The organism is Mycobacterium sp. E2733 (assembly GCF_001667585.1).
Lineage (GTDB): Bacteria > Actinomycetota > Actinomycetes > Mycobacteriales > Mycobacteriaceae > Mycobacterium.
On sequence record NZ_LZJZ01000021.1, the window covers coordinates 215,918 to 223,495 of the forward strand.

At 62.5% G+C, this 7,578-nt stretch carries 7 protein-coding genes and 1 pseudogene; 6 read left to right on the plus strand and 2 right to left on the minus strand.

Annotation, left to right across the window (positions count from 1 at the left end):
* The first annotated feature begins 151 nt into the window (after nt 1-151).
* Genes A5678_RS05010 through A5678_RS05030 form a run of 5 tightly spaced genes read left to right on the plus strand, consistent with a single transcriptional unit; the run spans nt 152 to nt 6,081 of the window.
* The gene (locus A5678_RS05010) at nt 152-1,363 is read left to right on the plus strand and encodes a cytochrome P450 (RefSeq protein WP_068039307.1); all 1,212 of its coding nucleotides are present in this window, start codon (nt 152-154) and stop codon (nt 1,361-1,363) included.
* Nucleotides 1,360-2,664: a DUF427 domain-containing protein gene (locus A5678_RS05015; protein WP_068039310.1), complete on the plus strand. Its 1,305-nt coding sequence runs from the start codon at nt 1,360-1,362 to the stop codon at nt 2,662-2,664. Before A5678_RS05010 ends, A5678_RS05015 begins: the two co-directional genes overlap by 4 nt.
* A gap of 25 nt (nt 2,665-2,689) precedes the next feature.
* Entirely contained in the window at nt 2,690-3,901 is a 1,212-nt protein-coding gene (locus tag A5678_RS05020; protein ID WP_068039313.1) for a cytochrome P450, read from the plus strand.
* A gap of 11 nt (nt 3,902-3,912) precedes the next feature.
* Nucleotides 3,913-4,530, plus strand: a complete 618-nt coding sequence (locus tag A5678_RS05025) for a cytochrome P450 (protein WP_068039316.1) — start codon at nt 3,913-3,915, stop codon at nt 4,528-4,530.
* A 39-nt stretch (nt 4,531-4,569) separates the two neighbouring features.
* Nucleotides 4,570-6,081, plus strand: coding sequence for an adenylate/guanylate cyclase domain-containing protein (locus A5678_RS05030; protein ID WP_156746757.1), 1,512 nt, complete (start codon nt 4,570-4,572; stop codon nt 6,079-6,081).
* 269 nt (nt 6,082-6,350) lie between these two features.
* On the opposite strand, the pseudogene A5678_RS26330 reads toward A5678_RS05030, so the two are convergent.
* Nucleotides 6,351-6,602 (minus strand): annotated as a pseudogene (locus A5678_RS26330) (helix-turn-helix domain-containing protein); the annotation flags it as partial.
* 183 nt (nt 6,603-6,785) lie between these two features.
* Nucleotides 6,786-6,998: a hypothetical protein gene (locus A5678_RS05035; RefSeq protein ID WP_068039320.1), complete on the minus strand. Its 213-nt coding sequence runs from the start codon at nt 6,996-6,998 to the stop codon at nt 6,786-6,788.
* A 40-nt stretch (nt 6,999-7,038) separates the two neighbouring features.
* Between A5678_RS05035 and A5678_RS05040 the strand changes: the two genes are divergently transcribed.
* Nucleotides 7,039-7,515: a hypothetical protein gene (locus A5678_RS05040; protein WP_068039324.1), complete on the plus strand. Its 477-nt coding sequence runs from the start codon at nt 7,039-7,041 to the stop codon at nt 7,513-7,515.
* The last annotated feature ends 63 nt before the right edge of the window (nt 7,516-7,578 follow it).

Consider the following 7,578-nt stretch of genomic DNA (forward strand, 5'->3'; position numbering starts at 1 on the left):
TCATAAGTGCTGACAGGTCAGGCTATCGGGTTGACCAGCTTCACCTCGGCATGTTAAGCATGTGCTTAACTTTTAAGCACATGCTTAAAAGTACTGCACGACACGGCTAGCGGCAACTAACCGCACGTCGGCGAGGTAGAGGAGCGACAAAATGTCCCGCAACACGACTGGTGAGCTTCGTTTCGACCCTTACGACGTCGACCTTGTCGCCAATCCTTACCCCTTGTACCAGCGGTTACGAGATGAGATGCCGCTCTACTACAACGAGCAGCACGACTTCTTCGCGCTGAGCCGGTACACAGATGTCGAGAAGGCTCTCTTCGACAACAAGACGTTCAGTTCCGCGCGCGGCGACATCTTGGAGTTCATCAAGGCGGATATGGAGATTCCGTCAGGGCTTATCGTCGCGGAGGACCCACCCCGACACGACATTCACCGAAGGCTGTTGTCGCGGATGTTCACTCCGCGCAAGATCAGCGCGTTGGAGCCGCGGATTCGAGAGTTCTGCGTGCGCAGCCTCGACCCGCTCGTCGGTGCAGGCGGATTCGACTTCGTCACGGACTTCGGCGCGGAACTGCCCATGCGGGTCATCGGCATGCTGTTGGGCTTCCCCGATGAGGATCAACTGAGGTCTCGCGACCACGCGAACGAGATTCTGACCACCGAGGCGGGTCGGCCCATGGAGTCCGCGTCGACCGGATTCGATGACGGTCAACTCTGGGCGGACTACATCGACTGGCGAGCGGACAATCCGTCCGACGACATTGTCACCGAACTGCTGAATGTGCAGTTCGAAGACGAGCAAGGCGTCACCCGCCACTTGGAGCGCGCCGAGCTGCTCATGTACGTCAACATGGTCGCCCTGGCGGGCAACGAGACCACAGCACGGCTGATCGGATGGGCGGCAAAGGTGCTCGCCGAGCATCCCGACCAACGACGGGAACTCGTCGCCGATCCGGGTCTGATCCCTCAGGCGGTCGAGGAGTTATTACGTTTCGAAGGTCCCGCTCCGTTTGTGTCGCGTTACGTCACACGCGAGGTCGAATACTACGGCCAGCAGGTGCCTGCCGGCAGTGTGATGACGCTCCTCCTCGCTTCGGCGAATAGAGACGACCGCCAATTCGGCCACGACGCCGAGGTGTTCAACATTCACCGCCAGACCCGGTCACACATCGCCTTCGCCGTCGGTGCGCATTTCTGCATTGGTGCGGCCTTGGCGCGCCTGGAAGGGCGCATCGCACTCGAAGAGATCTTGAAGCGGTTCCCCGAGTGGGACGTCGATCTCTCGGCAGCACGGATGTCGACCACCTCGACCGTCCGAGGCTGGGAAACCATGCCCGCACTCGTCAGAGATAAATCGTGACACCCACCGACCGGCAGGCCGCGAGCGATCAGGTCGACTCGGCGTGGCCCGACCACCCGGACTATCGGATTGACGTCACGCCCTCTCAGCACACCGGTCAGGTCTGGCACGGTGACGTGCTCATCGCCGAAAGTGACGGCTGTCTGGTGGTGACCGAGACCGATCATGTTGACCGACTGTATTTCCCGAAGTCCGACGTCCGTTGGGACCTGTTGACGCCCTCGGATCGGACAACGGAATGCCCGTTCAAGGGTCGCGCTGCATATTGGGACCTCGCAGGTGCCCACGACCACGCGGACAGCGTCGCGTGGACCTACCGCACTCCGCTTCCCGAGGTCGCAGGGATCGCGGACTACGTGTCGTTCTACGACACGCCCTGTCGCGTCGAAATCGTCGAGCGGTGGCCTGACGGCAGGAGCGTTCCAGCCTCCTTCCCGCTGTGGGGCGACGCTGCCGAGCTGGTGCGGATCGTTGATGTCGAGCCCGCCGGTGAGGGCCGGTTCGTCGGCCCCGCGCACGGACCTACCTGGCGCAACGTTGTGGAGGGTGGCCAACTCGTCGCAGAGTCCGTCGTCGCGGTATCCAAGTCGCTTCCGGGCCAACGAGTTACCTCTGTATCGACCATTTTCACAAAATCAGCAGCCTTCGATGGCCCGGTCGATCTAACCGTCGAGGTGCTGCGGCACGGCAAGACCTTCTCTACGACGCAAGTCCACGCCACTCAACGCGGTGGGCTGTGCTGCGCGGCGCTAGTGCTCGCCGATTCCGGCGCGCCCGACCTGATTCGCGACCAGCCACCCATGCCCGACGTGCCAGGACCCGAGGCGGCGGAAAGCTTTCCGGGATTCGGAGTCACCGGACGCGAGATCCGAGTCGTCAACGGAGCCTACGATTCCGACCCCGACCGCATCGGACCGCCCCACATCGATGTGTGGGTCCGCTTCCGGGATGCGCCTGACGAGTCGTATTTGCACGCTGCGCTTCTTGCCCAATCGACCACACATTGGACCATTGCGGCGGGCATGGCACCGCATCGGGGCTTCGGTGAAGCCCAAGCACACGACACCATCTCGACCGCAGTCATGATGAGCACCATCGCCTTTCACGACGACGTCGATGTCAGCAACTGGCTGCTGTACAGCAATGACGCCTTCTGGTCGGGACGTGGACTGATCCAAGGCAACGGCAAGGTCTTCACCGTCGACGGTCGCCTCGCAGCGTCGTACACAGTGCAGGCCATGGCACGCGCCTTCGACCGCACCCCGGCAGCTATGGGCCGCGACAATCGCACTGCGATGTGATGTATCCGAGGTACTGGAGGGTGCCATGACGACCGCAGAAATCGTCTTCGATCCGTTCTCGGAGGACTTCTTCAACGGGGCCTACCAGACCTACCGACGCATGCGCGATGAGCAACCGGTCTACTACAACGCCGACCTCGACTTCTACGCACTGACCCGCCATGCCGACGTCGCGCCCGCGTATAAAGACGCTGCGACATACTCGTCGGCCCGTGGAACCGACCTCGCCTCGATCCGCAATGGACTACCCGTCGACACCGGCCCACGCATGATCATCATGATGGACCCTCCCAGCCATCGAGACATGCGCAGCTTGCTCAACAAAGTCTTCACGCCCAGAGCAATCCAAGCCCAAAAGGCAATGGCGACCGAGAAGATCGACAAGTACCTCAGCCGGGTCGACCCCGACGGGTTCGACGCCGTCCAAGACTTCGCCGCACCGTTTCCAGTGGAAGTCATCACCAGCATGCTCGGCGCACCTGAGGACGACGCACAAAAGGTGCGGCACTGGGTCGACTTGTCCTTAACGCGCGAGATCGGACAACTCGAACTGACCGAGAAGGGCACCCAAGCCTCCATCGATACTGCGATGTACTACTACGGGCTAATCGAACAGCGCCGCGCCCAACCCAGAGATGATCTGCTCACCAAATTGCTCGAAGCCGAGTTGGTCCGTGACGACGGCAAGAAGACTCGACTCGACGACATCGAAATCGCCGCATTCGCAACGATGCTCGGTGGAGCGGGAGCCGAAACCGTGACCAAGCTCGTCGGCAGCGCGATCTACCTCTTCGCCCGGCACCCACACCAATGGCAGAAGTTGCTCGATGATCGAAGCCGCATCCCCGCTGCGGTCGAAGAACTACTGCGGTATGAGGCACCGTCGCAATACAACGTGCGCGTCGCGACGAAAGACGTTCACCTGCACGGACAAACGATTCCCGAAGGCGCCCCGGTGTTCCTGATTGGTGGGTCTGCCAATCGTGACCACCTGGTGTGGACTAACGCCGACACGTTCGACATCGACCGAGACCGCACCGAGGCTCAGAATCTCGGCCTCGGCTACGGCATCCACAGTTGCCTCGGCGCCGCCCTGGCTCGCATGGAAAGCGCCATCGCGTTGGAGAAGCTCCTCGACTTCATGCCGCGATACGAAGTCGACTTCGACCGGTGCGAACGGGTTCACATGGCGAACGTGTTCGGCTGGAAGACAATACCGGTACGGGCAATCAAATAGGTGGCTACACGATGACCGTCCTTAATGATCCGATTCACTTTTTCGGTGTCGACGCCCTACAAGATCCCTATCCGCTCTACGACCGTATGCGCGCCGAGGCCCCGCTGCATCGAATCGGTGATTCAGTGTTCTATGCCGTGTGCGGCTGGGATGCGGTGATGGAGGTCCTCCTGGGTAGTGCGGCGTGGATACTTGCCGTGCGGCCCGAGATTCAGAGGCAAGTCCGTGAGAAGTCCGAGCTGTTGGGCACTTTCATCGAAGAAGCTCTGCGCTACGAGCCACCGTTTCGCGGTCACTACCGACACGTTTTGCGCGACACCACCCTGGCTGATGTGAAGTTGCCGGCCAACTCCCATTTGCTGTTGATGTGGGGGGCGGCTAACCGTGATCCCGCGCAGTTCGACGCGCCCAATGAGTTTCGTCTTGACCGCACCAGCGGCAAGGGTCACCTCGCATTTGGCAAAGGCGTGCACTTCTGTCTGGGCGCTGCGCTGGCACGCCTGGAGGCGAGGATCGTGCTGGGGATGCTATTGGGACGCACTGAGTGGATTGAGGCGACCGATGTAGGCGAGTGGCTGCCCAGCATCCTGGTTCGCCGCCTGGAACGCCTCGAACTGGCCTGCGAATAGATCTGGTGATCGGCCGGTTGGCGCCGCGAGAATCACAAAGTGAGACAGTTGCCTCTGCTCCGCAGGCGGTATCCGCTGGGGTTGGCGGGCCGGGCCCTTCTTGTGTCCGGCGCCGGAATAGTCCCGACGGTCCTAGCGTGCGCGTTGATCGCCGCAACGATGTTCTGGGCACTTCCCACCGGCGCCGCCCTGAACGAACGACATGTGCTGTTACTCAATGTCATTACCGCCTTCATCTACTCCGCGATCTCGATTCCCAGCGCGATCGTCTGGGGCTACCTCTGGCTGACGATCCCCGCCAGTGCCGACGAAGGCATCGAAGGGCGCACAATCCTTGCCGCGCCGTCGCGGATGGCCGTGATTCACGGAACGGTCTGGCTGACAGCAACGCTGGTCATGGTTGTGATCAACGTCGAAACACCCCTGCTGGCAACCACGGTGGGGGTCTCGTTGCTCGTTGCCGCAACGGTGACCACCGCGATGTCCTACTGGATGTGCGAACGTGCCCTGAGGCCATCCGTCGCGGAAGTGCTGACCAAGAACCCGCCGACGACACCGCGCGGGCCTGGGCTCCGACTGCGTGCCGTGAGCGCGTGGGTGGTGGGCACCGGCGTTCCCATTCTCTTTCTGATGCTGGTTGCCGCCAGCGCGCTGGTCGTCGACTATCCCGGGCACCGCCTCGCGTGGGTGGTGCTCGCATTCGGAACCGGTGCCATCGCCAGCGGGCTGACGGTCGCGGCGTTCAGCGCGGCCACCACGGCGGACCCCATCGACGAAGTCCGGCGGGGCATGCAGCATGTAGAACGCGGTGACTACGACGTGTCTGTCCCCGTATTCGACGCGTTCGAACTCGGGTTGTTACAGGCAGGCTTCAACACCATGGCTATGGGACTTCGCGAGCGCGAGCGACTCCGCGACCTCTTCGGTCGTCACGTCGGACGCGACGTCGCCCGACTCGCCGAGGAGAGCGCATCGATGGATGGCGCGCCGACCCAGATGGGCGGCGTGAACTGCGAAATGGCAGTGCTCTTCGTAGATGTGGTGGGCTCAACGGCGCTGGCAGCTGCGCTTCCGCCGCACGAACTCGTCGCGATACTCAACGACTTCTTCGCGGCGGTGGTCGACGTCGTCGAACAGCACAGGGGCTCTGTGAACAAGTTCGAGGGTGATGCCGTTCTGGCGATCTTCGGTGCCCCGCACGCCGATCCTGACTGCGCTTCGCACGCCCTGGCCGCCGCCCGTGAGCTCAACCGCAGGCTGAATCGGCCCGATGCCGACCTGACGGTGGGCATCGGAGTGTCGGCGGGCATGGCCGTCGCCGGGAATATGGGTGACCCGAGCCGCTATGAGTACACGGTCATCGGCGATCCGGTCAACGAAGCCGCACGCTTGACCGAGGTCGCCAAGCGGTCGGGCGGCGTCGCGGTGTCGGGAGCCGCACTGGGCCGGGCGCACCAGTCAGAGGCGCAACGGTGGCATGTTATCGAATCGAAAGTGCTTCGGGGCCGGAATATCTCGACGGAGATTGCTGTCCCACGCGATGATGAATGAGGTGCCTTGAGTTGGAACGCTACAACGACCGGGCGATGGCGTTCGCGCAGGCTGTCGTCCAGATGCGTGGAGACTCGATAGGGCAGTGTTTGGTGTCGATCAGGTTGCACTTTCGCTGCTGCTCAAAAAATCTGACTCACCGCCGGGAGTCAGGCCCCCGGCCCCTCGATAATTTCGGGTACGGGCCACGCTTCCATCACAAGCGGGCACCGCGCACAAGTGACACGGTTCGCCGGGCCATCCGTAACGCAGGGCTGCTCCCAATCGCACTAATCTGGCTCAGCCAGCACGCGATAGACCGTCGCTCTGCTTACGCCAAGCGTCGTGGCAATCATGGTCGCCGATTCCCCACTCGCGTGCATCCGCTGAGCCAGCGCGGCTTTCGAGCCATCAAGTGCCTTGGGTCGCCCAACGGATTGGCTGCGCGCCCGCCGCGCCTCACGGGCAGCAGCACGCCGCTCCCGACTTAATTCCAACTCAAGCTCGGTCAGGCTCGCCAGCACGCCAGCCACCATCCGACCATCTGCTGGTCGAGGGACTGGTGGCCGGTGCTGACGCGGGCGTAGCCGAGTTGGGTTCCAATCGCACCGGGTGCGGTCGTCGATGCCGGTCAATATGAGACTAGGCCTTTGAGTCGATTCTTGAGACAGATCGAAATGGCACTTTCTCAGCCGCAGAACATCCCGACGGGCAGTCTCAATACTTTAGATCTGCGACTCGTCCCAGGGCTCGTCGGGCATCCTGGCGATCACCGACTTCGGACCCGAACGCGATGAGCCGGCATCAGCGGCGAGGTCAATCGCGTGAATCTTGGCCGCAATGTCCATCTGCTGCCGGATCAAAGCCGCCAGCGCCGCCGCCGGCGTCTTTGGGTCGTCGATCGCCTCCGCGATCCGATTGCGGAGCGCGACGAGCATCTGACGAAGATCACCACTCGCCGCGGCCGCCACCACCGACTTGCTCGACGCCGACAACACCCTCACCGACACGGGGAAGCGGGCCAAACTCGACAGCGAGCACGCACAGGTGAGCGCCAAACTCAGCGACCTCCGCAAGAAGGAGAAGGAGCTCATCACCGCCAAGCGGCAGTCACTAGAGAAGTCGCTGTTCGGGCTTTCCAGCGTCACGAGCAGCGATCCCGGCCAGATCATCGCCTATCGCGACGCGCAAGACCGCGCAGCGCGACTCACCCAAGCCGACGAAGCGGGCGACGCATTCGCGGCAGCAATTCGTTCCGACGACAAGACCCTCGCCGCCGCAATACTTGGGCGAGCACTTGAAGCCGGTTGGAGCAGCATCGTCGCCGAATTCGTCAAGCAAAACCCGAGCGCCAAAGAGCAACTCGACGACCTCGCCAAGATTCAGGACTACGACTCGTTCGGCGCGAACCTGTCCTACGCCAGCCTGAGCCCGTCATTCCGCGGCGGCTGGTAGCCCTGACGACCGCGCTGCTGGTGCTGGCGACCGCGTTGTCGGTGCTTGCCGCGCCGCTGCTGG

Coding starts and splice junctions, on each gene's coding strand:
- A5678_RS05020 (WP_068039313.1), top strand. CDS start 2,690: ATGACGACCGCAGAAATCGTCTTCGATCCGTTCTCGGAGGACTTCTTC.
- A5678_RS05025 (WP_068039316.1), top strand. CDS start 3,913: ATGACCGTCCTTAATGATCCGATTCACTTTTTCGGTGTCGACGCCCTA.
- A5678_RS05035 (WP_068039320.1), bottom strand. CDS start 6,998: ATGCTCGTCGCGCTCCGCAATCGGATCGCGGAGGCGATCGACGACCCA.
- A5678_RS05010 (WP_068039307.1), top strand. CDS start 152: ATGTCCCGCAACACGACTGGTGAGCTTCGTTTCGACCCTTACGACGTC.